The 24,733-nt window shown below is 72.9% G+C and carries 25 protein-coding genes; 14 read left to right on the top strand and 11 right to left on the bottom strand.

What is annotated here, in order from left to right; all coding sequences use genetic code 11:
• Positions 1-23: 23 nt before the first annotated feature.
• From iolB to EDF21_RS08555, 6 genes are all read left to right on the top strand, one after another.
• Positions 24-950, top strand: a complete 927-nt coding sequence (gene iolB / locus EDF21_RS08580; RefSeq protein WP_123571187.1) for a 5-deoxy-glucuronate isomerase — start codon at positions 24-26, stop codon at positions 948-950.
• On the top strand, positions 947-2,845 hold the full coding sequence (iolD, locus tag EDF21_RS08575) for a 3D-(3,5/4)-trihydroxycyclohexane-1,2-dione acylhydrolase (decyclizing) (protein WP_123571057.1): 1,899 nt from the start codon (positions 947-949) through the stop codon (positions 2,843-2,845). Before iolB ends, iolD begins: the two co-directional genes overlap by 4 nt.
• Before the next feature lie 44 nt (positions 2,846-2,889).
• Positions 2,890-3,846, top strand: coding sequence for a sugar phosphate isomerase/epimerase (locus tag EDF21_RS08570; protein ID WP_123571056.1), 957 nt, complete (start codon positions 2,890-2,892; stop codon positions 3,844-3,846).
• 40 nt (positions 3,847-3,886) lie between these two features.
• On the top strand, positions 3,887-4,939 hold the full coding sequence (locus tag EDF21_RS08565) for a Gfo/Idh/MocA family protein (protein ID WP_255416435.1): 1,053 nt from the start codon (positions 3,887-3,889) through the stop codon (positions 4,937-4,939).
• A 6-nt stretch (positions 4,940-4,945) separates the two neighbouring features.
• On the top strand, positions 4,946-5,824 hold the full coding sequence (locus EDF21_RS08560; protein WP_123571185.1) for a sugar phosphate isomerase/epimerase family protein: 879 nt from the start codon (positions 4,946-4,948) through the stop codon (positions 5,822-5,824).
• 103 nt (positions 5,825-5,927) lie between these two features.
• The gene (locus tag EDF21_RS08555; protein WP_056044305.1) at positions 5,928-6,347 is read left to right on the top strand and encodes a tautomerase family protein; all 420 of its coding nucleotides are present in this window, start codon (positions 5,928-5,930) and stop codon (positions 6,345-6,347) included.
• 69 nt (positions 6,348-6,416) lie between these two features.
• Here the strand turns inward: EDF21_RS08555 and EDF21_RS08550 are convergent, their stop codons facing one another.
• The 4 genes from EDF21_RS08550 to EDF21_RS08535 all read right to left on the bottom strand — a co-directional run bounded on the left by EDF21_RS08550 (position 6,417) and on the right by EDF21_RS08535 (position 8,672).
• Positions 6,417-7,172 (bottom strand): GntR family transcriptional regulator, encoded by a 756-nt coding sequence (locus EDF21_RS08550; protein WP_123571055.1) that lies wholly within the window; start codon positions 7,170-7,172, stop codon positions 6,417-6,419.
• A 102-nt stretch (positions 7,173-7,274) separates the two neighbouring features.
• Positions 7,275-7,760: a tetratricopeptide repeat protein gene (locus EDF21_RS08545; RefSeq protein ID WP_123571054.1), complete on the bottom strand. Its 486-nt coding sequence runs from the start codon at positions 7,758-7,760 to the stop codon at positions 7,275-7,277.
• A gap of 105 nt (positions 7,761-7,865) precedes the next feature.
• Positions 7,866-8,165: a hypothetical protein gene (locus EDF21_RS08540; protein WP_123571053.1), complete on the bottom strand. Its 300-nt coding sequence runs from the start codon at positions 8,163-8,165 to the stop codon at positions 7,866-7,868.
• Positions 8,166-8,189: 24 nt separating this feature from the next.
• Positions 8,190-8,672 (bottom strand): DUF4184 family protein, encoded by a 483-nt coding sequence (locus tag EDF21_RS08535; protein ID WP_123571052.1) that lies wholly within the window; start codon positions 8,670-8,672, stop codon positions 8,190-8,192.
• Between the two features lie 388 nt (positions 8,673-9,060).
• On the opposite strand from EDF21_RS08535, the gene EDF21_RS08530 reads away from it, so the two are divergent.
• The 5 genes from EDF21_RS08530 to EDF21_RS08510 all read left to right on the top strand — a co-directional run bounded on the left by EDF21_RS08530 (position 9,061) and on the right by EDF21_RS08510 (position 14,031).
• On the top strand, positions 9,061-10,524 hold the full coding sequence (locus EDF21_RS08530) for an MFS transporter (protein WP_233568430.1): 1,464 nt from the start codon (positions 9,061-9,063) through the stop codon (positions 10,522-10,524).
• 67 nt (positions 10,525-10,591) lie between these two features.
• The gene (locus tag EDF21_RS08525; protein WP_123571051.1) at positions 10,592-11,503 is read left to right on the top strand and encodes an ABC transporter substrate-binding protein; all 912 of its coding nucleotides are present in this window, start codon (positions 10,592-10,594) and stop codon (positions 11,501-11,503) included.
• A complete protein-coding gene (locus tag EDF21_RS08520; RefSeq protein ID WP_123571050.1) occupies positions 11,500-12,513 on the top strand; it encodes an ornithine cyclodeaminase family protein in 1,014 nt (337 codons plus the stop codon). Before EDF21_RS08525 ends, EDF21_RS08520 begins: the two co-directional genes overlap by 4 nt.
• Positions 12,510-13,304, top strand: a complete 795-nt coding sequence (locus EDF21_RS08515; protein WP_233568429.1) for an aspartate/glutamate racemase family protein — start codon at positions 12,510-12,512, stop codon at positions 13,302-13,304. The genes EDF21_RS08520 and EDF21_RS08515 overlap by 4 nt, the downstream gene beginning before the upstream one ends.
• A 28-nt stretch (positions 13,305-13,332) precedes the next feature.
• Entirely contained in the window at positions 13,333-14,031 is a 699-nt protein-coding gene (locus tag EDF21_RS08510) for a GntR family transcriptional regulator (protein ID WP_123571182.1), read from the top strand.
• A 55-nt stretch (positions 14,032-14,086) separates the two neighbouring features.
• Here the strand turns inward: EDF21_RS08510 and EDF21_RS08505 are convergent, their stop codons facing one another.
• Positions 14,087-15,016, bottom strand: coding sequence for an NmrA family NAD(P)-binding protein (locus tag EDF21_RS08505; protein ID WP_123571049.1), 930 nt, complete (start codon positions 15,014-15,016; stop codon positions 14,087-14,089).
• Positions 15,017-15,401: 385 nt separating this feature from the next.
• Here EDF21_RS08505 and EDF21_RS08500 point away from each other — a divergent pair, with 385 nt between their 5' ends.
• The gene (locus EDF21_RS08500; protein WP_043597691.1) at positions 15,402-15,782 is read left to right on the top strand and encodes a hypothetical protein; all 381 of its coding nucleotides are present in this window, start codon (positions 15,402-15,404) and stop codon (positions 15,780-15,782) included.
• Positions 15,783-16,079: 297 nt separating this feature from the next.
• On the opposite strand, the gene EDF21_RS08495 is transcribed toward EDF21_RS08500, so the two are convergent.
• From EDF21_RS08495 to EDF21_RS08475, 5 genes are all read right to left on the bottom strand, one after another.
• On the bottom strand, positions 16,080-16,625 hold the full coding sequence (locus tag EDF21_RS08495) for a cysteine hydrolase family protein (protein WP_123571047.1): 546 nt from the start codon (positions 16,623-16,625) through the stop codon (positions 16,080-16,082).
• A 26-nt stretch (positions 16,626-16,651) separates the two neighbouring features.
• Positions 16,652-17,956 carry a PP2C family protein-serine/threonine phosphatase gene (locus EDF21_RS08490; RefSeq protein WP_123571046.1) on the bottom strand — a complete coding sequence of 435 codons (1,305 nt, stop codon included), beginning with the start codon at positions 17,954-17,956 and terminating at the stop codon, positions 16,652-16,654.
• Between the two features lie 172 nt (positions 17,957-18,128).
• A complete protein-coding gene (locus EDF21_RS08485; protein ID WP_123571045.1) occupies positions 18,129-19,235 on the bottom strand; it encodes a nuclease-related domain-containing protein in 1,107 nt (368 codons plus the stop codon).
• 69 nt (positions 19,236-19,304) lie between these two features.
• Positions 19,305-20,573: a chromate efflux transporter gene (chrA, locus tag EDF21_RS08480; RefSeq protein WP_370274457.1), complete on the bottom strand. Its 1,269-nt coding sequence runs from the start codon at positions 20,571-20,573 to the stop codon at positions 19,305-19,307.
• 73 nt (positions 20,574-20,646) lie between these two features.
• Positions 20,647-21,297, bottom strand: a complete 651-nt coding sequence (locus EDF21_RS08475) for a GNAT family N-acetyltransferase (protein ID WP_158612888.1) — start codon at positions 21,295-21,297, stop codon at positions 20,647-20,649.
• A gap of 135 nt (positions 21,298-21,432) precedes the next feature.
• Between EDF21_RS08475 and EDF21_RS08470 the strand changes: the two genes are divergently transcribed.
• Positions 21,433-22,743 carry an amidohydrolase gene (locus tag EDF21_RS08470; RefSeq protein WP_123571043.1) on the top strand — a complete coding sequence of 437 codons (1,311 nt, stop codon included), beginning with the start codon at positions 21,433-21,435 and terminating at the stop codon, positions 22,741-22,743.
• A gap of 58 nt (positions 22,744-22,801) precedes the next feature.
• On the opposite strand, the gene EDF21_RS08465 is transcribed toward EDF21_RS08470, so the two are convergent.
• On the bottom strand, positions 22,802-23,302 hold the full coding sequence (locus tag EDF21_RS08465; RefSeq protein ID WP_233568428.1) for a MarR family winged helix-turn-helix transcriptional regulator: 501 nt from the start codon (positions 23,300-23,302) through the stop codon (positions 22,802-22,804).
• A 60-nt stretch (positions 23,303-23,362) separates the two neighbouring features.
• On the opposite strand from EDF21_RS08465, the gene EDF21_RS08460 reads away from it, so the two are divergent.
• Positions 23,363-24,724: an FAD-dependent monooxygenase gene (locus EDF21_RS08460; protein WP_233568427.1), complete on the top strand. Its 1,362-nt coding sequence runs from the start codon at positions 23,363-23,365 to the stop codon at positions 24,722-24,724.
• The last annotated feature ends 9 nt before the right edge of the window (positions 24,725-24,733 follow it).

Below are 24,733 nucleotides of genomic sequence, written 5' to 3'. Positions count from 1 at the left end.
CGCTCGATGATGAGGTGGACGACATGAACGACGAACCCCGCTGGTTCTTCCCCCGCGGCGACCTGACCCGCGACGGCTGGCAGACCGTCGTCGACGGCGACCTCGCCGGCTGGCAGCACACCGGCCTGCGCATCGGCGAGCTCCGAGACGGCGTCTCGTCGACCCTCGCCGCCGGCGGGGTCGAGCGCATGGTGGTGCCGCTGGCCGGTGACGTCGTGATCGAGTGGAGTGATGACCGAGGTGGGTCGGGCACCGTCGAGCTCGCCGGGCGGGCGTCCGTCTTCGACGGGCCGGCCGACGTCGCCTATCTGGGCGTCCGGACGGAGGCGGTGGTCACCGGGCACGGTCGGGTCGCGGTCGCCGAGGCACCGGCCGACCAGGTGCTCGACGTGCAGGTGCTCCGTCGCGACGACATCCCCGTCGAGATCCGCGGTGCCGGCCGGTCGACCCGTCAGGTGCACAACTTCGGCACCCCGGACGGGCTGCACGCCCAGAAGCTCATCGTCTGCGAGGTCGTGACCCCCGCCGAGAACTGGTCGTCCTACCCTCCGCACAAGCACGACGAGGCCGTGCCCGGCACCGAGTCCCGCCTCGAAGAGATCTACTACTTCGAATCCGCCGTCGGCCGCGGCCTCGACGCCCCCGAGCAGGCCGACCCGTTCGGCATGTTCGCCACGTACGGCTCACCTGCGGGGCCGATCGACGTGAACGAGCTGGTCCGCACCGGAGACGTCGCCCTCGTCCCGTACGGGTACCACGGCCCCGCCGTCGCCGCCCCGGGCTACGACCTCTACTACCTCAACGTCATGGCGGGGCCCGACCCCGAGCGCGCCTGGCTGATCACCGACGACCCCGCCCACGGGTGGGTCCGTGCCGGCTGGGAGTCGCAGGCCCCCGACCCCCGGCTGCCCTACCTCCCCACCGCACCCTCGAAAGGACCGCGTCGATGACGACGAAGAGACTCACCGTCGGCCAGGCACTCGTCGAGTTCCTCGCCAACCAGTGGACCGTCGACGGCGACGTGCGAGAGCGCACGATCCCGGGCATGTTCGGCATCTTCGGCCACGGCAACGTGGCCGGGGTCGGCCAGGCGCTCAAGCAGTACCACGTGGACCGCCCGGGGCTCATGCCGTACCTGCAGGCCCGCAACGAACAGGCGATGGTCCACCAGGCCGTGGGCTACGCCCGCATGCACCGGAGGCGCGCGACCTACGCCAGCACCGCCTCCGTCGGTCCCGGTGCCGCCAACATGCTCACGGCGGCCGCGCTCGCGACGACGAACCGGCTGCCGGCCCTGCTGTTGCCGAGCGACACCTTCGCCACCCGGGTCAGCGACCCGGTGCTGCAGCAGATCGAGCTGCCCCACGACACGTCCCTGCAGGTGACCGACGCGTTCCGGCCGCTGTCGCGGTTCTTCGACCGCGTCGACCGGCCCGAGCAGCTCTTCTCGATCGCGCTCGCCGCGATGCGCGTGCTGACCGACCCGGCCGAGACCGGCGCCGTCACGATCGCCCTGCCCGAGGACGTCCAGGCCGAGCTGCTCGACGTGCCCGACGAGTTCCTGCAACCCCGCGAGTGGCACGTCAGGCGCCCCGTCCCCGAGCGGGGACCGCTCGAACGCGCCGTCGCCGCCATCAAGGCCGCGAAGCGCCCCGTCGTCGTGGCCGGCGGCGGAGTCCTCTACTCGGGCGCCGAGCAACAGCTCGACGCCTTCGCCCGGGCGACCGGCATCCCCGTCGGCACGACGCAGGCCGGCGGAGGGTCCCTCGCCTGGGACCACCCGCAGTACCTCGGGGGCATCGGTGCCACCGGCACGACGGCCGCGAACCGCATCGCCGCCGAGGCGGACCTCGTCATCGGCATCGGCACCCGGTACAGCGACTTCACCACCGCCTCCCGGACGGCCTTCCAGGACTCCGACGTGCAGTTCGTCAACGTCAACGTCACGTCGTTCGACGCCTACAAGCACGGCTCCCAGCTGCCCGTCGTCGCCGACGCCCGCGAGACGCTCGACGCCCTCGCCGAGGCGCTCGCCGGGCACCGGGTACCCGACGAGCACTCCGCTCGCGTGGCCACCGAGAAGGCGAGGTGGGACGTCCTCGTCGACGAGGCCTTCCAGCCGTCCGGGCTGGCCCTGCCCGGCCAGCCCGAGATCATCGGCGCCGTCCAGGCGGCCAGCGACCCCACCGACGTCGTGGTCCAGGCGGCCGGGTCGTTGCCCGGCGACCTGCACAAGCTGTGGCGGGTGCGCGACGCGCTCGGCTACCACGTCGAGTACGCGTTCTCGTGCATGGGCTACGAGATCGCCGGTGGCCTCGGCGTCAAGAGGGGTGCACCCGACCGCGACGTCATCGTCATGGTCGGTGACGGCTCGTACCTCATGCTGCACACCGAACTGGTCACCGCGGTCGCCGAGGGCATCAAGATCATCGTGGTGCTCGTCCAGAACCACGGCTACGCCTCGATCGGCCACCTCTCCGAGACCGTCGGGGCCGAACGCTTCGGCACGCTCTACCGCAAGCTCGATCCCGACTCCCTCGACTTCCAGGGCACCGAGGTGCTGCCCGTCGACCTCGCGATGAACGCCCGCAGCTACGGGCTCGACGTCGTCGAGGTGGAACCGACGCCGAACGCGGTCGCCGACCTCTCCGCAGCCCTCGCCGCGGCCAAGGCGTCGTCGACCAGCACGCTCATCCACGTGAACAGCGATCCGCTCGTCTACGCCCCGGACGGCGAGGGCTGGTGGGACGTCCCGGTCGCGCAGGTCTCGACCCTCGACAGCACCGCGGCCGCCCTGGCCGACTACCGCCAGCAGCGGGCCGCGCAACGCCCGCTGCTCGGCTGACACCGCCACACCTCACCCGCACCCTCTCGAAAGGCACCGCCGCCATGACCGACACCGTCACCGACCCCGACGCCACGCCCACCGGTCCGGGCGGGCGCGGGCTCCGCATCGGGACCGCACCCGACTCGTGGGGCGTCTGGTTCCCCGAGCACCCCGGTCAGATCCCCTGGCCGCGGTTCCTCGACGAGGTCCAGCAGGCGGGCTACCACTGGATCGAACTGGGCCCCTACGGGTACCTGCCGACCGACCCCCACCAGCTCGAGGACGAGCTCGGTCGGCGCGACCTCAAGCTCTCCGCCGGGACGGTCTTCACCGGGTTCCACAAGGGCGACGACCAGTGGCGACGCGCGTGGGACCAAGCGCTCGCCGTCGCCGGCCTCGCCTCGGAGCTCGGTGCCGAGCACCTCGTCGTCATCCCCGACCTCTGGCGCAGCGACGCCACGAGCGAGGTCCTCGAAGCCCGTACCCTCACCGACGAGCAGTGGGCGGCGCTCGGCGCCGGCCACGACAAGCTCGGCAAGGCGCTCCTCGAAGAATTCGGCGTCAAGCAGCAGTTCCACACCCACGCGGACAGCCACGTCGGCACGTATCGAGAGACCGAGCGGTTCCTGGCCGAGACCGACGTGCGCTACACGAACCTGTGCCTCGACACCGGGCACTTCGCCTACTACGGCGGTGACTCCGTGCGCCTCGTCGAGGAGTACCCCGACCGCATCGGTTACCTGCACCTCAAGCAGGTCGACTCCGACCTGCGGTTCACCGTGCTCAAGAACGACGTGCCCTTCGGGGACGCGGTCGCGCAGGGGGTCATGGTCGAGCCGCCCCGAGGCGTTCCCGAGCTGGCCCCGGTGCTCGACGCGGTCAGCCGCATCGACCCCGAGATCTTCGCCATCGTCGAGCAGGACATGTTCCCGGTCGAATCGATCGACCTGCCCCTCGGGATCGCGACCCGCACGCGTGAGCACATCATGAGCTGCTCGCCTCGCTCCCGTCTCGTCTGACGTCCCGCCGCTGACACCCCCGCCCCGAAGGAGAACACCCGTGACCACCACAACCCCCGACCTCCGCGTCGCCGTCGTCGGTGCCGGCATGATGGGCGCCGACCACGTCGCCCGCATCACGTCCACCATCAGCGGGGCCACCGTCGTCGCGGTCGTCGACCCCGACACCGCTCGTGCCGACGCCGCGGCGGCGACGGCCCCCGGCGCGATCACCGCGGCCGACTTCGACGAGGCGCTCGCCGCCACCGAGATCGACGCCGTCATCATCGCCACCCCGGGCTTCCTCCACGAGGCCGTCCTCCTGCCCGCACTCGACCGCGGCCTGGCGATCCTCTGCGAGAAGCCCCTCACCACCGACGAGGCCGCCTCGCTCCGCGTCCTCGAGGCGGAGCAGAAGCTCGACCGGCCGCACATCCAGGTCGGCTTCATGCGTCGCTTCGACCAGGGGTACCGAGACCTCCGGGCCCTCGTCGCGTCCGGCGAGCACGGTGCCCTGCTCGCACTGCACTGCGCCCACCGCAACGCCACGACGCCGCCGAGCTACTCCGAAGAGATGCTCATCCTCGATTCCGTCATCCACGAGATCGACGCCGTCCCCTTCATCGCCGGTGAGCCGATCGTCGCGGTCGAGGTCAAGAAGCCCCGCCGCAACTCGCTCGCGCCCGAGGGGCTCCGAGAGCCGCAGTTCGTGATCCTCGAGACCGAGTCGGGCACGATGGCGATCGTCGAGATCAACGTCAACATCCAGTTCGGCTACCAGGTCACCACGGACGCCGTCTTCGAGAGCGGCGTCGCCTCCATCGGGCGCGAGACCGGGCTCCAGCTCACCACGGCCGCCCGCTCGGCCGTGGCCGTGCCGCCGACGTTCAAGGAGCGTTTCGGCGCCGCCTACGACACGCAGGTGCAGCGCTGGGTCGACGCCGCGCACCGCGGCACCATCGACGGTCCGAGCGCCTGGGACGGCTACCTGGCGAGCGTCGTCGCCACCGCCGGCGTCGAGGCCCAGAAGACCGGTCGGCGCGTCGAGGTCGACTACGCGATGCCCAAGCCGTCGTTCTACGACCTGCCCGGCGTCGTCTCGCCGGGGGAGTGACCGATGGTGAAGATCGCCCTCGACCCCACTCCGCTGCACCACAGCCACTCGTTGCTCGAACTGCCCGCCAAGGTCGCCGAGCTGGGGTACGACCATCTGCAGCTGACCCCGCACCGCGACTTCATCCCGTTCTTCCGGCACCCGAAGGCCGACGACGACCTCGTCGACGCCTTCGCGGCGGCCTGCAAGGAGGCGCGGGTCGAGATCGCGTCCGTCCTGCCCGTCCTGCGGTGGTCCGGTCCCGACGAGGAGTCCCGTCGGGCCGCCGTCAAGCAATGGAAGCGCGTGATCGAGATCACCGCCCGCCTCGGCGTCGAGGTCATCAACACCGAGTTCAGTGGTCGTCCCGAGCTGTCCGAAGAATCCGAGCGTCAGTTCTACTGGTCGATGGAAGAGTTGCTGCCCGTCCTCGAACGCGAGGGCATCCGCGTGTTCATCGACCCGCACCCGGACGATTTCGTCGAGGACGGACTCGAAGCCCTGCGGGTCATCCGCGGCCTCAACACGAAGCAGGTCGGTCTCGCCTACGTCGCGTGCCACACCTTCCACTACGGCGGCGACATGGCCGGGATCATGGCCGCCGCGGGGCAGTCACTCGGCCTCGTCCACATCGCCGACACGTTCGACCACCGCCGCTCGCACGGGCTGAGGTACATCAGCAATCCGCCCGGCAACGCGGCCCGCGTCCACCAGCACCTGAAGATCGGGGACGGTGACGTCGACTGGGACGGCTTCTTCGGCGGCCTGCACGGGCTGGGCTTCTTCGATCGCGACGACACGATCGCCGTCTCGAGCGTCTTCGCCGAGGACGAAGCCGTCGACGGCGTCAGTCGCTACCAACGAGAGCAGATCCTGGCGCGCATCGACGCCGCGTCACGCGCCTGAGCCGCCGATCCGCCCGGCCCCTGCGGCACCTGCGGCACCTGCGGCACCTGCGGCACCTGCGGCACCTCACCATCCCCGACCACACCCGACGAAAGAAGAACCCATGCCCCTCGTCCGCATCGACCTCCTGCCCGGTCGCAGCCCCGATCAGATCACGGCGATCGCCGACGCCGTCCACGACGCGATCGTCGACGTCTACGGCATCCCGCCTCGCGACCGCTTCCAGGTGATCAACGAACTGCCGGCTGGTCGCATCATCGCCCAGGACGCCGGGCTCGGCTTCGAACGCTCCGGCGGAGTCGTGATGATCCAGATCTTCACCCAGCGGGGACGCACCGACGACGCGAAACAGGCCCTGTACGCCCGCATCGCCTCAGGCCTCGAGGCCGTGGGCGTGGCCGGCGAGGACGTCTTCATCGGCTACGTCGAGAACGGTCCGCAGGACTGGTCGTTCGGCTTCGGGGTGGCCCAGTACGTGACGGGTGAACTGACGGTGCCCTCGGCCGCGGGACAGGCCGGCTGAGCGGCAGGGTCCCGGACCGCGCAACCGATGACGCCCGCCGTCGGGTGCGCGGCGCGCGGTGCCCGGCGGCTACTTGTCGACGAGGGTGATCGAGAACGAGTAGAGGTCGGGCCGGTAGCAGTGGTGCCCGACCTCGACGGCCCGACCCGACGCGTCGTAGGCCGTGCGGGTCATGGTCAGCACGGCCCCGCGCGGCTCGATCTCGAGCAGCTGGGCCTCGTCGGCGTGGGCGGCCCGGGCCCCGATCCGCTGCTTCGCCACCCGGATCGTGACGCCGAGGGCCCGGAGCAGTTGGTACAGGCCCTGGGCGGCGAGGTCGGCGTCCGAGAACGGGGCGAGGTCGAGCGGCAGGTAGTTCTCGAGCACCGCGACGGGGACACCGTCCGCCAGGCGGAGGCGCCGCACGTGGCTGACCCGGTCGCCGACCTCGATGCCGAGAGCCAGGGCGGTCTTCTCGTCGGCCGCGACGACCTGATGGGCGAGCAGACGTGTCGTCGGGGCCTTGCCGCTGTCGGTCAGGTCTTCGAACAAGCTGGTCAGCTCGACGTTGCGGGTCACGGGTCCGTGGACGACCTGGGTGCCGATCCCGCGCCTCCGGACGACGAGCCCCTTGTCGACCAGCTCCTGGATGGCTCGCCGGACGGTGGGCCTCGACAGGCCGAGACGTTCGCCGAGTCCGACCTCGTTCTCGAGTCGAGCGCCCGCCGGCAGCTGGCCCCCGAGGATCGCCGCCTCGAGCCGCGTGGACATCTGGAACCACAACGGGATGGGGCTGCTGCGGTCGAGGTCGGCGAAGAGGTCGGCCGGAAGCTGCGCGTCGGTCATGTGGTCCCCTCAGCCGAACGTATGTCGTGACAACCTTACGGGCGGCACGGGCCGGTGGCCATCTCGGCGCCGGGTCGGTGCCTCGGCCGGTCCGTGGACGGGTCAGTCCCCGGTGAGCGCGGCCGCGTAGGCGCGGACGGAGCGGTGGTAGCGGGGGAGGGTCGGCTCGACGGCCTCGATCGCGACCCGCAGGGCCTCGTCGGAGCGGCCGGCGCTGTGCAGGGCGAGCGCGAGGAAGACCCTCGGCGCGGCTCCGGTGGCGGGGTGCTCGGGAGCGTCGCGCAGCATGGCGATGGCCTCGTCGACCCGGCCGAGGTTGCGCAGGGTCGAGGCGTGCTGCACGACCATCTGCGCAGCCCGGGTCGGGTCGACGGTGTCGAGGCCGGCCTCGGTCGCCGCCGCGTAGTGCCCGTGGGCCTCGGCCTCACGGCCCCCGGAGTCGTGCGCACCCCCGAGTTCGAACTCGCCCAGCGCAGGGTGCGGAGCGTCGGCGGCGAGGGCCGTCATGCGCTCGATGCGCTGCTCGTCGTCGACGGTCTCGTCGGCCCAGAGGGCGGCGACGCGGTCTTCCCAGGCCTCGGTGCTCATGCGCCCACGGTAGCGGGCTCCCCGATCGAGGCGACCCGCGCCTCCTGGTGTCGGAGCGCGGGCTCCGGGGTCGGAGCCGCGGGCGCCGGGCCCCGGCCCCGGGCCTCAGGCCCGCCGTGCGCGGCCGGACCGCGCCAGCTGCACGGCCACCGCCGCGACGGCCGTCGCGACCAGGACGAGAGCGCCCGCGAGGGTGCCGGCGAAGAACGTGAACGACTTGGCCGTGTGGACGTCGGTCGGCAGTCCCCGGGTCGAGGCGACGACCACGACGCCGGCGACGAGGGCCGCGATGAGCGAGCCCCAGAAGGCGAGGCGGATCCGCCGGGTCGAGACGGTGGCCGGTCTGCTGCTCGGCGGCGCCGGCGGAGTGCGCCGGAGGTACCGGGCGGCGGCGATCGCCAGCACGACGAGCCCGCCGAGCGACGAGGCCTACTGCGCCCACTGCGTCCCGACCAGTGGCCCCCACCGTTCGGCCAGGGCCGGGACCAGCGTGCTGCCGAACCGGTCCGGGTGCGTGAACGCGTCCCAGAGCACGTGGGTGACGACGCCGAGGACGAGGGCGAGGAGGGCCCACGGCACCGACCGGACGAGCCCGGTCCGCGAGCCGGCCACGGGCACGCGTCCGGCCTCGCGCCCGTCCCACGACGCGGGTAGGCGCGCCCCGACCGACGTCGGCAGCAGGGCCCGCGCCGCCGGCCGCAGCAGCAGGCGCCAGACGAGGTACAGCAGCACCGCGACGGGCACCGAGAACAGCAGCAGGCTCGGGAACCCGTGGGTCTGCTCGTAGGTCACGCCGACGGGGAAGAACAGCGGCACGTCCGGCGCCATGGAGCCGACCGCGACCGCCCCGAACGGCAGGGGCGTGCGGACGAACGGCAGGGCGACGACGGCATGGCTGGGGGTGAACGGCACATCTCATCGTCGCGACCGGGGGCGAGTGTCGGCATCCACCCGTGGGTTGACACCGTGAGGCCTCGGGGGTGATCCGGCCCGATCGCGGATCCGTCGATCCCCGGTCCTGCGGGCTGGCCGCCACGAGGTCGCCGACCGCTCGCAGCAGCCGGGTCGCCGCCGTCTCGACGAAGGAGCCGCCGCCGCAGACGGTGTCGCGAATCCGGGATACCGAGGACCGTGATACGAGGGTGGTTCCGAGGGATCACCCCAGTAGGGCCGGGCGTGAAACAAAGCGTATTATCGATGTAACCTGTCCGAAACCGATTCCGGGATACAAAGTGAGGACTTCGTGCAACTGACCTCGTCGCCAGTCGCCACTCAACCCTCACCTGCCGTGGAGTCGCTCATGACTGCTGTATCCCGCACCACCGCACCCCCGTCTTCGTCCGGCGCGTCCGTCGCCTCCGTCCTCGACTCGATCGGGTTCACCCGTGCCCAGTTCTGGATCTTCCTGCTGATCCTCGCCGGGGAGTTCTTCAACACCCTCGAGCAGAACTCGGTCGGTGCCATGGGCAGCCACCTGAAGGACTCGCTGCAGATCGGCGACGTCCAGCTCACCGGCATCAACACGGCGACCGTCATCGGCGGCCTGATCGGGCGGCTGCTCGCCGGGTACCTGGCCGACAAGTACGGTCGACGCTTCTCGCTCGGCCTGAACCTGCTGATCTACACGCTGGGCGGTCTGCTCAGCGCGGTCGCCATGAACTACGAGTGGCTGCTCGTCAGCCGACTGATCGTCGGCATTGGCATCGGCGGCGAGTTCATGATCGGCATCGTCATGTTGTCCGAGATGGTGGCCACGAAGTTCCGGGGCACGGCCATCGGCATGATCAACGTCGGTGCGGGCGGCCTGGGCAACTTCATCTCATACGGACTGTTCCTGCTGCTGCTCGGCCCGCTTGAGGTCAGCCTCGGTGGTCCCGACGTCGTCTGGCGCTGGACCTTCGTCATCCTGGCCGTGCCCGCCCTGTTGGTCGTCCTCTACCGGCGGCGACTGCCCGAGACCCCGCGGTTCCTGCTCTCGAAGGGTCGCGTCGACGAGGCCAACCGCTCACTCGCCATCCTCGCGTCGAACTCGTTGCGCCCGACCGATGCGAAGCCGCCCGTGCAGCTGTCGCCGGACGACCTGCCACCCATGCCCGTCCACGCCAACCCCGCCGCCGTGTTCCACCGGTTCGTCCTGCGCCGCACCGTCGCCCTCGGGGTCGCGTCCTGGATGGCCTTCGGATCGCAGGTGACCCTGAACTTCCTGATGCCCACCCTGCTGGTCGAGCGTGGGTACAGCGTCACCCAGAGCCTGCTCTACACGATGATCATGAACATCGGCTCGCTCCTCGGCGCCACCACGGCCGCCCTCATCGCGGGCCGGGTCGGCCGCCGGACGGCGGTCACCACGGCCGGGGTGCTCGGCTGCGTCACCGCCCTCGCCTTCGCGGCGCTCGGCAACGGCACCGGGGCCATCCTGGTGCTGGGTGCCCTGTTCCAGTACTTCACCATGGTCACGAACACGACCCTCGCGACGTGGACCGCAGAGGTCTTCCCGACCGCGATCCGCGCCTCCGGGGCCTCGATCGTCAACGGCATCGGAAACATCGCCGGGGCGATCATGCCGTTCCTCGCCGTGGCGCTCTACGGTTCGTACGCCTTCGCCGGGGTCTTCGGCCTCGCGGCCGCCATGTACGCCGTCCTGGTGGTCGCCGCCCGCTTCGCTCCCGAGACCCGGGGGCGCTCGCTCGAGGACGTCAACGAGAACGCCCTGATGGCCCCGGCCCCCGCACCGACCCCGGTCGCGACCCGCGCGACCGACTGACCCCCCGACGGTGTCGCGGGTCGCCGACACCACCAGAACCGAACACCACCATCCCAGGAGGAACCCCATGGACCAGCTCAACGTCACCGCCACGGCGAACGGCCTGAACTACCTGCCCGAGTACGTCGCCGACGTGGGCGGACTCTTCGCCGCCGCCGGCCTCGAGGTCACCGCCACGGCACGCGACCCGTGGACCGGAGTGCTCGACGACCTCGAGTCGGGCGCGGCCGACGTGGCGTTGGGCGGTCTGTGGGTGCCCGGCATGTACGCCGGCATGGACCGTCGCGTCACGGTCGTGGGACAGCTGAACCACCGGTTCCCCATGACGATCGTCGCCCGGGACGCCACGGGTCCGGTCGGTCTCGACTGGCTCGCCGGGAAGGTCGCCCTCGCCCCGGGGGCCGGCGGCAGCGCACCGTACGAGTTCACGGCGGGCCTCATCCGCGAGGCCGGTCTCGATCCGGCGGCCACCCGCTGGGTACGTGACCTGTCGACCGCCATGATGATCGAGCTCTACCGGGGCGGTCTCGGCGACGCCATCGTGCTCGACCTCCTGTCGGCGTCCGAGTTGGTCGCGGCCGGCCACGGCACGATCGTCTTCAGTCACCTCGCCGAGGGCGGCGTCATGCCGAACAGCGTCTACTACGTGCGCACCGACCGTGTCGACGAGATCGCGGACAAGGTCGAGCGCTTCGTCGGCGCCGTCGAGCAGGGCATGCGGAAGATCACGTCGGGCGACGCGGATGCCGAGATCAGCGCCGTCCTCGCCGCCCGCTGGCCCGAGAAGGACGCCGCGCTGCTCCGCTCGGCCGTCGAGCAGATGGCCGAGGGAGGCGTCTGGGACACGACCGAGATCGACGCCGCCGCCTCGGACCGCTGGATGCGCATCCTCGTCGACGGCGGCCTGATCGGACGCGCACCCACCCTGGACGAGCTCACCGGCGGCCACGCGGTCCGCACGGTGGGCGCCGCGTCGTGACGCTCGTCCTCGCCTCGACCGAGATCGCCGACCTGCTGTCCGGGGTCGACGCGTTCGCCGCCGTCGAGGCGGTGCACGCCGACCTCGGCACCGGGGCCATGGCGCAACCGGCCCCGGTGACGTTGGCCGGGTCGGACGACACGGTGTTCCTGCCCATGGCCGTGCGCTCGGATCGACTCGGCCTGGCCGCCGTCAAGCTGATGGCCGACGTCCCCGGCAACACCGCCCGGGGTCTGCCGTCCCAGCGCTCGACGATCGTCGTCTCGTCCGTCGAGACCGGTGAGTGCGTGGCCGTGCTGGACGGGGCCATGATCACGCGGGTCAGGACGGCCGCCGCGTCCGCCGTCGCCACCCGGCACCTGGCACGTCCCGACTCACGCGTGCTCGGACTGGTGGGGGCCGGGAACCTGGCCGTCGAGCACGTCCGCGCGTTGCGGGCGGCCCGGGTCGCCCCGCAGTTGGACCACGTCGTGGTGTGGTCCCGCTCGTCGTCGACCGTCGACCGCTTCGTGGCCGCCGTGGGCGACTTCGCTCCCCGGCTCGCGGTGACGGTGGTGGACGACGTCCGGACCGTCGTCGAGTCCTCCGACGTGCTCTGCACCCTGACGCCCTCGGTCGAACCGATCGTCCGAGGTGCCTGGTTGCACGCGGGGCAGCACGTCAACGCCGTCGGGGCCCGACCGAGGCCGACCCACCGAGAGTTGGACGGCGCGGCCATGGCCCGGGGCACCCTCGTGGTCGACGGCGCCGCGACCGCCCGGGCCAAGTCCGGCGACCTGCTCGAAGCCCTCCGTGAGGGCGCCCTGCCGACCGACACGCGCCTCCGTGAGCTCGGCGAGATCGTGGCGGGCATCGCACCCGGACGGGTGTCCGCGCACGAGGTGACCGTGTTCGACTCGGTCGGACTCGCGGCGCAGGATCTGGCGGTGGCAGGTGCCGTCATCGACCTCGCCCGGGCCCGCGGGGTGGGTGACGAGCATCGCCTCGCACCCGTCGCGGTGTCGGCGTGACGGGCGGTGTCGGCGTGACGGGCGGTGCCGGGGTGGCCGGCGGTGCCGGCGGGCTCCGCATCGCCGTCGTCAACTGCAACACGACCGAGTCGATGACCGAGACGGCCGTCGCCCGTGCGCGACTCGCCGTCGGGCCCGGCACGACCGTCGTCGGCATCACGCCGAGCTGGGGCGTGGCCTCGGCCGAGGGGTGGTACGACAGCTTCGTCAGCGCGGCGGCCGTGCTGGACACCCTGGGCAGCTTGCCGGGCGACGTCGACGGGGTCGTCCTGGCCGGGTTCGGTGAACACGGCCGCGAGGGCGCCCGTGAACTGCTCGACATCCCCGTGGTCGACATCACCGAGGCCGCGGCGCACGTCGCCATGCTGCTCGGGCGGCGGTTCGGCGTGGTGACGACGGTGCGTCGCGCGGTCGGCCAGATCGCCGACAGCCTCACCACGGCGGGGCTGATGGAGCACTGCGTCGCGATCGAGGACACCGGCCTCGGCGTCCTCGAGCTCGAGGCAGACCCCGTGGCCACCGCCGAGGCCTTCGTCGCCGCGGGACTGCGCGCCGTCGCCCGCGGAGCGGAGGTGGTCTGCCTCGGCTGCGCGGGCATGGCCGGACTCGAGGAGCACGTCGGGGAGCGCCTCCCCGTTCCGGTCGTCGACGGCGTCGCGGCCGCCGCGTCGCTCGTCGAGACGCTCGCCCGGCAGAGGCTGACGACGAGCAAGATCGACAGCTACGCCACCCCGCTGGCCAAGGCGCGCAGCTGGCCCGGTCCGTCCCGGGCGGCGGCTCGTGTTGAATGAGGTGATCCCCCTCCGAACGGACCACGTCATGACCGCCGTCACCCCCGAGTCCTCCCTCGCCGAGCAGACCTACCGGACGCTCCGACGGCGGATCATCCTCGGTGACTACACCCAGGGCGCCCGGCTGGTCGAGGCGACCCTCGCGGCCGAGCTCAACGTGTCGCGCCTGCCCATCCGCGAGGCGTTGCCGCAGCTCGAGAACGAGGGTTTCGTCCGCACCCTGCCTCGACGGTCGTCCCGCGTCGTCGAGTGGACCGAGGCGGACATCACCGAACTGTTCGACGCCCGCCTGAGCCTCGAGACCCTCGCCGCCCGGCTGGCGGCCCGCGCGGCGGCGGGCGGTGCCTCGCTCGAACCCCTGCGGAAGGCGATCGCCGACGAGCACCGGGCGCTCGACGGCAACGACTGGCTCGAGGTCGCCGAGACGTCCACGGTTGTGCACGAGGTCGTCGTCCAGATCGGCGGCAGTGCCCTGTTGAAGTCGCTGATGCGGGCCGTGACCGGTCGGATGACGTGGCTGTTCTACCTGACCTCGGCCCGTGACCAGCGCCAGCAGTCCGACGAACACCACGAGATGCTCGAGGCCATCGGCGCCGGCAACGAGCGGCTCGCCGAGTCCATCGCCTTCACCCACATCGAGAAGGGGCGGGCACCGTCTCTGGGCCTGCTGACGCAGGCGACGACCGCCGAGGGCGACACCGGCGGCGGGCGGCTCACCCGGCCCTGAGGCGTGCTCGAGGCGGGCCGACGTCCGTCACCGACCCGCGCCTCCTGGTTCTCGGTCAGGCCGGGGTGGCGGTCACCGCCGCGGCACCGGTCCGTGTCGCGAGGACGTCGCGCACGGTCGTCCAGCGTGAAGGACCGTAGCGGTCGCCGTCGACGTGCCGCAGCTGCGCGTCGCCGCTGAACATGTTGACGAAGTACTGCATGCCCTGCCAGGCGGGGAAGGTGTCGTCGCCCTTCGACGTGCGACGCATGACGGCCGCCATCGCCGACAGGGTGCCGGTCGTGCCGGCCCACTGCGGCTTGAAGGACGTGCCGGTGAGCTCGCTCATCGTGCGGGCGACCTGGCGGGCCGTGACCCGGTCGCCGGCGACCTCCACCACGCGCGGCGCCTCGGGGTCGAGCGCGACCCGGGCGACGACGTGGGCGACGTCGTCCTTGGTCGTGAAGTCGAGCACCTGGTCGGCCGACGACCAGAACAGCACCCGCTTGCGGTCGAAGAGGACCAGGGGCGCGTCCCCGGTCAGCAGGTCGGTGAACATGCCGTTCAGCACCGACGTCGCCCGGATCGGGGCCGCGTCGACGTCGGCCGCGAACTCGCGACGCAGCTCGAAGTTGCGGTTGCTGCCCGGCGGGATGCTGCGGTAGTCGGCCGAGTAGTCCGAGGGCATGAACCGGGGCACGCCCGCCGCGACGGCGGCCTTGAGGAGGGCGCGCTGCGCGTCGACGATCACGCGGCGGGTGCCGCTGACGGCGGACACGACGACGTCGGCGCCGCGGGCGGCGTCGGTCAGGGCGGGCACGTCCGTGTAGGAGGCGCGGGTCACCTCGACCCGGTCGTCGTCAGCGAACAGCGTGGTCGCGCCGGTGCTGCCGGGGCGGGTCAGGACGCGCAGGCGCACGTCGTCCGTGGCGTCGCGGAGCAGCTCGCGGGCGATGCGCTGGCCGAGGTCGCCGGTCGCGCCGGCGAGGAGGACGGTGGTGGTCATGGGGGAGTGGCTCGTTCCGTCGGAGGGTCAGAGGCCAGTCTGCGCGCTCGACGGCGACGCGGTGCGGTGCGATGCGGCTGGTGGGGTCGGGTGCTGCGGATCGCCCGGCGCCGGGATGTGGGCACGACGCCGGGACGTGGGCACCACGCCAGGTTGTGGGCACGACGCCAGGTTGTGAGCACGACGCCAGGACAAGGGCTGGCGCTGTGCTCACATCCTGGCGTGGTGCGTGGTGCGTGGTGCGTGGGGGAGGCGACGTCCTCGGGGACGCGACCCGCGCCTCCTGCGGCCCGGCGGTGCCGGTCGTGCGCACCCTCATCACCCGGAGGGGAGCACGATGGCGGGGACCCGTGGCGCCCGTGCACGGGCGAACGGAGAGAGCCGCATGAGCACCACCGACCCCGACGACTTCGTCACCCGCGCCGCACGACGGGCCCGTGAACTCATCGACACCTCCGACGTCGTGCCGCCCGTGGCACGCGGTGCCCTGCACGACCTCGCGGGCCGGGCCGAGACCGTGGTGCGCGACGTCACCGACCGGGCCGGGTCGTCGGCCCACGACCTGGTCGACCGCGCCGAGGTGATCGCCGACCGGGCCGAGAAGACCGTGCGCGACGTCGCCGAGACCGTCACGATCGCCGCGATGGAGGCCACCGACCAGGCCCACCAGCGCTACCGCCGCCGGGCCCGCGTCACCAACGCCGTCGGCGCCACCGTCATCACCGGGCTCGTGGTCGCGCTGGTGGCGAGCAGGCGTCGGGGGTAGCAGGCGTCGGCACCGGCGCCGCCGCCGAGCGGCCAGCCCGCCGGCACCGCTGGCCTGCCGTCCCGCAGTCCGGCCGGCCCGCCACCCCGCCACCCCGCCACGAAGTGAACACCCCGCCACGCAAAAAGATGGCGGGGTGTTCACTTCGTGGCGGGAAGACCCGGAGCGGCACGGAACGGCGCTCGGCGTCCGGCGTCCGGCGTCCGGCGTCTGGCGCCCGGTGCTCGGCGCCCGGCGCCCCGACGCCGGGCGGGGCGGCCAGGAGCGTCACGCGGTGTCCCGCGTCACCCAGGCCGCTCAGGCGGCGAGCAGCACCTCGCTCGTGACGACGGTCGCGAAGCTGCCGTCGAGGGCGGCCATGAAGGCGGCGTGCACGTCGCGGCCGGCGACGGTCGTCCCGCCGTGCACGAGGTCGGGGGCCGCGCAGGCGTCGGTGACGACGGTGCAGGCGAAACCGAGCTCGTGCGCGGCCCGCGTGGTCGAGTCGACGCACATGCTGCTCATCATCCCGACGATCACGAGTTCGGTCACGTCGCGCTCGCGGAGGCTGGCCTCGAGTCCTGTGCCCACGAAGCTGTTCGGCACGTGCTTCTCGACGACCAGCTCGCCGTCGCGGGGTTCGACGGCCGGGTGGAACGCGAGGCCGTCGGTCCCGGGGCGGAAGAACGTCGCACCCTCGCCGGTCGAGACGTGGAAGATGTGGACGACGGGCTCACCCGACGCCCGGAACGCCTCGAGCACGTCACCGGCGGCAGCGGCGGCCGCCTCGGGCTCGACGAGCGGGAACGCGCCCCCGGGGAAGTAGTCCAGCTGGATGTCGACGATGAGCAGGGCGCGGGTCATCGGGCCAGCATGCCAGGCCGCGGGGCTCAGGGACGCGCCGGCACCGACGTCGGCACGAGCGTCGTGGCGACCACGGTCACGTCGTCGCTCCGGTCGCGCTCGAGGGCGAGCCGCTCGACGACCTCGACGATGCGTGCCGGCTCGGGCGTCGCGGCGAGCAGTCGCTCGAGGTCGTGCATCGCCTCGAGTTCGACGGGGAACAGGTCGAGCACGCCGTCGCTGACACAGACGAACACGTCGCCCTCGTCGAGCTGCGAGCGGTGCCGGTGCCAGCCGGTGCCCACGCCGATGGGCAGGTCGGCCGAGTTCAGGCGGTCTACGGCCCCCGAGGCTCGACGGATGAAGGCCAGGCCGTGCCCGGCGTCGGCCCAGAGCACCGCGCCGTCGGCGTCGATGCGCGCGTGGAACGACGTCGTGAACTGCGTCTCGGTGTCGTACGCGCTCGTCGTCAACCCCACGGAGGCGCGGTGGAAGGCCTCGGCCGGGTCACCGTCCTCGACGCTGCTGCGGATCACCGAGCGCACCGCCGCCGCGATCATGCCCGCGCCGACGCCCTTGCCCATGACGTCGCCGACGGTCACGGCGATGCCGGTCGAGGTCGGGTACCAGTCGAAGAAGTCGCCGCCGACCTCGCGGGCCGGCACGCAGGCCCCGAACACCGCGAAGGCGTCGGGCAGGGTCGAGGCGTCCGGCGGCAGCAGCGACTGCTGCACCACGGCGGCCCGGTTGAGCTCGCGCTCGAGGGCGTGCTGCTGGGCCCGCGCCCGCTCGAGTCGGGCCTTCGCCTGCCGGGCGAGTTCGTTGACCGCCGCGGCGACGGTCGCGTAGACGACCAGGGCGAACGCCAGCCGGATCAACTCGCTCGGGCCCCGACCGTCCGCGGTGAACAGGTACGGCAGCAGCAGGGTGACGGACGTTCCGACCAGGGGCAGCAGGACGTTGCGCCGACCGGGCCAGGACGCGACCCAGACGACCGCGAGCAGCACGATCGGCAGGAAGACCGATCGCTGGTCACCCGTGCCGTAGCGCAGCAGCCCCACGGCGACGAAGTCGGCCGCGGGCACCAGCAGCTCCCATCGCCGGAGCCGGGTGTGGCGGGCCATCGTGGCGGCGAACGCCAGGGCCGCGACGGCGACCGCCACGCCGAGCCACATCGTGACCGGATCGGTGACGATCAGCCAGGGCAGGGTGGCGCTGAGCACCGCGGCCAGCGCGATCAGCAGGGCGATGAACGACTGCCGGAACAGCGGCACCTTCTCGACGGGCACGCGTCGCAGGGCCGTGTTGAGTGCCCGTCCGATCGCGTCGGCGCCCTCCGTCACGCGTCCCATGCCGGTCCCCTCGCCCCTGGGTCGCCCGTCGACCACAGGTGTCGTCTTGTCTCGTCTCCCGACGACGCTACAGGGTGCCGCCGACGGGCCGCGGACCCGGGGAGGCGCGGTGTGGGCGGAACCGGCACCGTGCCTCCTGGGGGCGAGGCGTCGTCCACAGGCGACGCCTGTCTCACTCGGTCCGGTCGGACCCCTGGGCATCCTGGGCGGAGGAGGAGGAGGAGGAGGCGGCGGCGGCGGCGGTGGTGGCCGTGGCCTCCGGCTCGCGGGCTGGGGCCGCCGCCTCGGGGGCCGCGGCCTCCGGCACCGACGCGACCCGCGCCTCCTGGGCGTGGGCGCCGAAGCGCAGCACGTCGGCGCCGTACGACGCGAACAGCCGGGCGAGGTCGTCGACCCGTGCCCGGGACAGCTTCTTCGTCGGACGCGAGGTCAGTTCGCGGACGACGCCCGCCAGCTGGGACCGGTGCGACACGATCGCCGTGGCCGCGCCTCCGTCGGTGGCGTCGCGCTCGGTCGCGAAGACCGTCGCGTCGCGGTGCGAGTAGAAGACGCAGGTGTCGAACCAGAGCCGGACGCCGGTCTCGGCCTGCACCCGGTCGGACAGCCGCTGCGCCTGGCGCCGCACCTGCGACGCGGGGGCCTCGCGGCCGAGGTGGGTGCGCACGGTCAGCACGGTGGGCGAGTCCTTGACGACCTGCAGCGCGAACGGCGGCGTCATCGTGCTCTCGTCGAACAGGCCCGCGAAGGCCGGGAACACGCTGCTCGGGGTCAGGCCGTCGAAGACGATGCCGTTCCAGCCCTTGTTCTCGATCACCATCACGCCGGTCTCGGCGAGCAGGACGTGGTCGACCTGCGCGACGAACCGCGAGGAGGCGCCGGTCGCCACGGGAACGAAGACCACGTTGGTCAGCAACACCGCGTCCACGCCCAGCTGTCGGCAGGTGTCGGCGATGTCGTCGCGCGAGGTGGCCTCCCACTTGAGGCCGGACGCCACGAGGTCGCGCGCCTGCTTCGCCTCGGTGAGGGCGGCCTGACGCTCGGCGCCCAGGGCGTCGCGCTCGCGGGCGTGGTCGGCGGCGGCCTTAGCGAGGGCGTCGTCGTGGGCCGCGGCGAGGGCCTCGTGCTGCTCGCGGGCGGCCCGGGCCTGCTCGTCGGCGGCCGCCTTCGCGGCGGCCAGGGCCCGCTTCGCCCGCGCCCGCAGCACGACGGCCACGACGATCAGGGCGACGAGCAGAACGGCGGCGATGATCCACGGGACGAGGCTCTGGTCGAACGGCATGCCTCCAGCAGAACACGGGGTGTGGGCGGCGCGAGGATGCCTCGCCGGGTCCCGCCCGGTCGGGGGGGGTCAGGCGGGCAGGGCCCCGAGCAGCAGCCCGCCGGCCGCCGCCACCGCGACGACGGCCCACGGCGGGGTCCGCCACACGACCAGCAGCACGAAGCAGACGAGCGCCAGGCAGAACGGCGCCACCCCGGTGATCGCGGTCGTGACGACGGGGTCGTAGAGGGCGGCGACCAGCAGGCCCACGACCGCCGCGTTGGCCCCGCGCATCAGGGCCCGGACCGGTGCCCGGCTCCCCAGGGCGTTCCAGAACGGCAGCACCCCGACGAGCAGGAGGAACCCGGGCGCGAAGATCGCGACGGTCGCGAGCGCGGCCCCGAGCGCGCCTCCCGGCCCGATGTCGGCCACGGTGCCGAGGTAGGTCGCGAGGGTGAACAGCGGGCCGGGGACGGCCTGGGCGGCGGCATAACCCGTCAAGAAGGTGTCGTCGTCGACGAATCCCGGCTCGACCAGGCCGGCGTGCAACAGCGGCAGGACGACGTGCCCTCCGCCGAAGACCAGGGCGCCTGCCCGGTAGAAGACGTCGACGAGCGCGATCGTCCCCGACCCGGTCGTAGCGGCGACGGCGGGAAGGCCGACCAACAGGGAGGCGAAGGCCACGAGGCAGACGACGCCCGCGGCCCGCGAGACGGGGAACCGGAGGGGCTCGGGATGGACGGCGGGCACCGCCGCTCCGGCCGTCGGGTCGGACCGCCGACAGAAGGCGAGCCCGGCCAGCGCCCCCAGCGCGATCGCCGAGAGCTGCCCGGCCGGGCCGGTCAGTGTCAGCGCGAGGACGGCCGCGGCCACCGCGATGCTCGCTCTCGTCGGGTCCGGTGCCAGTGCGCGGGACATGCCGATCACGGCATGGGCGACGATCGCGACCGCGCCGATCCCCAGCCCCGTGACGATCGCCGAGGCCACCGGGCCCTCGAACAGGCCGACGCCGGTGGCGATGACGAACATGACGAGTGCCGACGGCAGGGTGAAGGCCACGAAGGCGACGAGCGCTCCGACGGGCCCCGCCCGGAGCAGGCCGAGCCCGAACCCGACCTGGCTCGACGCCGGGCCGGGCAGGAACTGCGCGATCGCGACGAGGTCGCCGTACGCGGTGTCGCCGAGCCAGCGTCGTCTGCTCACGGCCTCGGCCCGGAAGTACCCGAGGTGCGCGACCGGGCCGCCGAACGACGTGACCCCGAGCACCGAGAACGCCGCCAGCACCTCACGCACCCGGGCCGCGCCGCGGCTCGACGGCTTCTCGGGTCGGGCCGTCGGATCGGGTGCGCGCTCGGTCACGAGGTCATCGTGGCAGGTGGCCGCCCCGCGCGGTACCGCGGCCACGAGGCCACCCACGAGGAGGCGCGGGTCGTCACCCCGGGAGGCCGCGACCCCGCCAGGTCCCCAGCTCGGCGACCTCCCGCCAGCCGAGGCTCTCGTAGAGGCGGCGACCGTCGACGCTCGCGAAGAGCAGACCCGTCGTCGCTCCTCGGGCGGCGGCCCCGTGCTCGAGGCCGGCCATGACGCGGCTGCCCAGCCCGCGCCTCCGGAAGTCGGGCTCGGTCGCGATGCGGTCGAAGACGACGTGGTCGCCGACGACCGCCGCCTGGCCGCGGGCGGCGACGACGCCGTCGACCTCGACCCGGACGTGCACGACCCGGCCGTCGCCGTCGCCGTCGTCGTCGTCGATCACGCCCGCGGGGAGCGGCCGCACCGACACCTGGCTCGTCATCATCCGCTCGGCATGCGTCACGGCGTCGAGCCGGGCCAGGGTCGCGCGGGCGACGTCGTCGAGGGGGCCGATCACCGACAGCCAGACGTCGGGCGCGGTCGTCTCGTCGACGAGGCGGGTGAGCTCGTCCGGGGTCGGGTGGGCCACGATCCGTTCGACGACGCGGGTCGCGGCGGCGACGTCGACCCGCCAGGCGTCGCCGTCGCGGTGACGGGCGGCGCCACGCGAGAGCGCCCAGCCCTCGACCCACCGGTCGACGAGCGGGATGAGGCCGTCGGTCGTCTCGATCACCCCTCGAGCGTAGGCCGGGTCGGCGGCCACGAGGGGCGGCGAGAGGGCGGCGGGCACGTGGCACGTGGCGAGTGACGGGGGTGGTGGGTAGCGTCGTCGCCACGAACCACCCACGCACCACCAGAGGAGCACCTCATGACCTCGACCGGCACCGACCAGCCGCGCCCCCTCCCCGACGACGTCCGGCCGCCCGCCGTGGGCGCCCCGCTCGACGAGTTGTACCGGCATCTCCACCGACACCCCGAGTTGTCGTTCCACGAGGACGCGACGGCCGCGATCGTCGCGGCCGAGCTCACCGCCCTCGGCTTCGAGGTGCACACCGGCGTCGGGGGCACGGGTGTGGTCGGCGTGTTGCGCCGCGGGGACGGCCCGACCGTGCTGCTGCGCGCCGACATGGACGGACTGCCCGTCGCCGAGGCCACCGGCCTGGACTACGCCAGCACGGCCCGAGGCACCGACCCCGACGGGCGCGACGTGCCGGTGATGCACGCCTGCGGTCACGACGTGCACGTGACCTGCCTCGTCGGTGCCGCACGCCGACTGGCGACCGGCGACACCTGGTCGGGCACCCTCGAGGTGCTCTTCCAGCCCGCCGAAGAGCTCGGTGCCGGCGCCCGCGCGCTCGTCGCCGACGGGCTGCTCGACCGCGTCCCCACCCCCGACGTCGTCCTCGGCCAGCACGTCGCGCCGTTCCCGGCCGGTCTCGTCGCCCTGCAGTCCGGCCCCGCCTTCGCCGCGCAGGACGGCATCCGCATCACGTTCCACGGTCGCGGCGGGCACGGGTCGCGCCCCGAGACGACCGTCGACCCCATCGTGCTGGCGGCCGCGACCGTCCTCCGGTTGCAGACCGTCGTGTCGCGTGAGACGTCGGCGGCCGAGCGGCTGGTCGTCACCGTCGGGTCGATCCACGCGGGCACCAAGAACAACGTGATCCCCGACACCGCCGAGATCCTGATCAGCATGCGGTCGTTCGACGAGCACGTCCGAGAGCGGGCGCTCGCCGCCGTCACGCGAATCGCCGAGGGCGAGGCCGCGGCGGCCGGCGCACCGCAGCCGCCCACCGTCGAGCACTACGAGAGCTTTCCGGCCGTCGTGAACGACCTGTCCGCGGCGGACCGCACCCGCGCCTCCTTGGTGCGTCGTTTCGGCGAGCAGCAGGTCATCGCTCCCGGGCCGGTGACGGGCAGCGAGGACGTCGGCATCCTCGCCACCGCGGCCGGTGCGCCGTGCAGCTTCTGGCTGCTCGGGGGTGCCGACCCCGCGTCGTTCGCCGAGGCGACGTCGGCCGCGGACGTGCCGCGGATCGTGGCTCAGCTGCCGTCGAACCACTCGCCCCTCTATGCGCCGGTCGTCGAGCCGACCCTGACGAACGGCGTGGACGCACTCGTCGCGGCGGCCCACGAGTGGCTGGCGGATCACGGTGCGTCAGGAGGCGCAGGGCACTGAGCGCACGGCCGCGCGCCTCGGTACGTCGTGAGGTCTCGTCGACGAGCTCAGGGCGGCCTCAGGGCGTCGCGTCGTCGTACACGGCGATCAGTCGGTCGAGGAAGCCCTGCACGACCGCCCGCTCGGCCTCGTCCATGCCGTCGACGAGGTGCTCGATGCCGTCGATCATCGGCAGCACCTGCTCGTAGGCCCGGTCGGCCGAGGCTTGCTCGGCCGTGACGATCAGCTTGCGGCCGTCGGAGGGGTGTCGTTCGCGCCGCACGTGACCGGCCGACTCGAGGCGGTTCAACACGAGGGTCATCGCGGCCGTCGACACCTCGACGCGGCGCGCCAGCTCGCTCGGGGTCGCCGGGCCGGTCGTGATCAGGTGGTCCATGGCGTCGAGCCCGGCCCGGTCGACGCCGAGACGCTCGGCCAGGTGCCGCTCGAAGCGCTGCTGCCGGACGGCCACCTGCTGCACGCGGGCACGGATGTCGTCGGCGGGCAGCTCGCGACCGTCACGCCGGGCCCGGGTGCGGTCGTCGCGATCGGGGCGGTCGCGGGGGTCGATGTCGGTCACCACTCAACGATAGCCGTGTAGATTGCCAATATCGTTGATAATCAATCCAGGGAGCAATTAGTGACCATCCCCACCACGCGCACCCGCGTCCTCGTCTCGGGTGCCAGCATCGCGGGGCCTGCCCTCGCCTACTGGCTCGACCGATACGGCTTCGAGACGACGATCGTCGAACGGGCCCCCGAGCTGCGGACCGGCGGGCAGAACGTCGACGTCCGCGGTGCGGGCCGCGAGGTCGTGCGCCGCATGGGCCTCGAGGACGACGTCCGCGCCGCCACCACGGGTGAGGTCGGCACCCGGTTCGTCGGGCCGACGGGCCGCACGGTCGCCGAGTTCCCGGCCGGCACCTCGGACTCCGGAGGCGCGACCGCCGAACTCGAGATCCTGCGGGGGGACCTCGCGCGGCTCCTCGTCGGGCGCACCACGAGCGACGGCAGGGGTCGTGGCACCACGTACCGCTTCGGCGACCGCATCACCGGAATTCGCGAGGACGACGGGGTCGGGGTCGGCGGCGGGGTGGGGGCCGCCGGCGCCGCCGCTGATGCCGCCACGGGAGGCGACCCGACGACCACCGCGGCCTCCGCGCTCGCCGGCACCGCGCCTCCCGGATCCGGCTCGCGGCGCGTCGTCGTCTCGTTCGAGCACGCTCCCGACGAACGCTTCGACCTCGTGGTCGCCGCCGACGGCATCGGCTCGTCGACGCGGCGCCTGGTGTTCGGCGACGAGCCGACGATCCGGTCGCTGGGGCTCGAGACCTCGTACGCGACGATCCCGCGCACGGCCGCAGACGACGACTGGTGGCGCTGGTACAACGCCGCCGGGGGTCGCTCGATCACCCTGCGGCCCGACGCGCACGGGACGATCCGGGCCGCGATGTCGTTCGTCACCGACCGCACCCGTGAGCGGGGCGGGGCCGAGCGCCGCACCGTCGCGGAACAGCGGGCCCGACTGCACGAGATCTTCGACGACGCGGGCTGGGAGGCCCGACGCGTGCTCGACGGCTTCGACCACGCGGACGACCTCTACTCCGAGTCGATCGGGCAGGTGCGGGCGCCGCGCTGGTCGTCGGGCCGGGTCGTGTTGCTCGGCGACGCCGCGTACTGTGCCTCGCCGGTGAGCGGCATGGGCACGAGCTTGTCGCTGGCCGGGGCCTACGTGTTGGCCGGCGAGCTCGCCTCCCATCGTCACCACCGCGACGCCTTCGCCGGGTACGAGCGCCTGATGCGTCCCTACGTCGAGCAGGCGCAGCAGCTGCCGCCGGGGGTGCCGCGGGTCGCCAACCCGAGGTCCCGCGCGGGCGTCGCGGTGTTCCACGCCGGGGTGCGGCTCGCGTCGACCCGGGTCGCGGGTCGGCTCGGCGCACGCTTCTCCACCCCGCCGGCCGACGCGCTCGACCTGCCGGACTACGCGCACCTCGAGCCCTGACGCCCTGAC

The organism is Frigoribacterium sp. PhB118, from assembly GCF_003751725.1.
In the GTDB taxonomy this organism is placed as follows: domain Bacteria; phylum Actinomycetota; class Actinomycetes; order Actinomycetales; family Microbacteriaceae; genus Frigoribacterium.
The sequence above is the reverse complement of the archived record's forward strand: the minus strand, read 5'-3'. Positions and strand labels throughout refer to the sequence as shown.

Coding starts and splice junctions, on each gene's coding strand:
- iolB (WP_123571187.1), top strand. CDS start 24: ATGAACGACGAACCCCGCTGGTTCTTCCCCCGCGGCGACCTGACCCGC.
- iolD (WP_123571057.1), top strand. CDS start 947: ATGACGACGAAGAGACTCACCGTCGGCCAGGCACTCGTCGAGTTCCTC.
- EDF21_RS08570 (WP_123571056.1), top strand. CDS start 2,890: ATGACCGACACCGTCACCGACCCCGACGCCACGCCCACCGGTCCGGGC.
- EDF21_RS08555 (WP_056044305.1), top strand. CDS start 5,928: ATGCCCCTCGTCCGCATCGACCTCCTGCCCGGTCGCAGCCCCGATCAG.
- EDF21_RS08550 (WP_123571055.1), bottom strand. CDS start 7,172: ATGACCGACGCGCAGCTTCCGGCCGACCTCTTCGCCGACCTCGACCGC.
- EDF21_RS08545 (WP_123571054.1), bottom strand. CDS start 7,760: ATGAGCACCGAGGCCTGGGAAGACCGCGTCGCCGCCCTCTGGGCCGAC.
- EDF21_RS08530 (WP_233568430.1), top strand. CDS start 9,061: ATGACTGCTGTATCCCGCACCACCGCACCCCCGTCTTCGTCCGGCGCG.
- EDF21_RS08525 (WP_123571051.1), top strand. CDS start 10,592: ATGGACCAGCTCAACGTCACCGCCACGGCGAACGGCCTGAACTACCTG.
- EDF21_RS08510 (WP_123571182.1), top strand. CDS start 13,333: ATGACCGCCGTCACCCCCGAGTCCTCCCTCGCCGAGCAGACCTACCGG.
- EDF21_RS08505 (WP_123571049.1), bottom strand. CDS start 15,016: ATGACCACCACCGTCCTCCTCGCCGGCGCGACCGGCGACCTCGGCCAG.
- EDF21_RS08500 (WP_043597691.1), top strand. CDS start 15,402: ATGAGCACCACCGACCCCGACGACTTCGTCACCCGCGCCGCACGACGG.
- EDF21_RS08495 (WP_123571047.1), bottom strand. CDS start 16,625: ATGACCCGCGCCCTGCTCATCGTCGACATCCAGCTGGACTACTTCCCC.
- EDF21_RS08490 (WP_123571046.1), bottom strand. CDS start 17,956: ATGGGACGCGTGACGGAGGGCGCCGACGCGATCGGACGGGCACTCAAC.
- EDF21_RS08485 (WP_123571045.1), bottom strand. CDS start 19,235: ATGCCGTTCGACCAGAGCCTCGTCCCGTGGATCATCGCCGCCGTTCTG.
- EDF21_RS08470 (WP_123571043.1), top strand. CDS start 21,433: ATGACCTCGACCGGCACCGACCAGCCGCGCCCCCTCCCCGACGACGTC.